1 protein-coding gene is annotated in these 481 nt (G+C 55.5%); it reads left to right on the forward strand.

The window, feature by feature from the left end; all coding sequences use genetic code 11:
- Window positions 1-82 precede the first annotated feature (82 nt).
- Window positions 83-454 (forward strand): gamma-butyrobetaine hydroxylase-like domain-containing protein, encoded by a 372-nt coding sequence (locus B3187_RS17000; RefSeq protein ID WP_123638376.1) that lies wholly within the window; start codon window positions 83-85, stop codon window positions 452-454.
- Window positions 455-481 lie beyond the last annotated feature (27 nt).

Consider the following 481-nt stretch of genomic DNA (forward strand, 5'->3'; position numbering starts at 1 on the left):
GGATGGGTTCACGGCGTGTCTTGCAACAACACCCCGGGGATCGACCCGGCGCTAGAGGCACCTAAACCACAGGACCATCTACATGACGCCCGACAAAATCCTGCTCCACAAGAAATCCCGCCAACTGGAACTCACCTACGGCGACCAAAACTACCGCCTGGACGCCGAGTACCTGCGTGTCCACTCGCCGAGCGCCGAAGTGCGCGGCCATCACGGTCAGGGCGGGCAACTCCCGTTCGGCAAAAAACAGGTCGCCATTGCCCACATCGAAGCAGCCGGCAACTACGCCCTGCACATCGTTTTCGACGACGGCCACGATTCTGGCATCTACACTTGGGATTATCTGCACGATTTATGTGTCAATAAAGAAACCCATTGGCAGAAATACCTGGACGATTTACACCAACAGGGTAAATCCCGGGATCCCGACACACAGATTGTAAAATTGATGTAGTAGCGGTAGGTCGGATTAGCGAAGCGT

Source organism: Marinimicrobium sp. UBA4209 (assembly GCF_002381585.1).
Taxonomy (GTDB): Bacteria; Pseudomonadota; Gammaproteobacteria; order Pseudomonadales; family Cellvibrionaceae; genus Marinimicrobium; species Marinimicrobium koreense.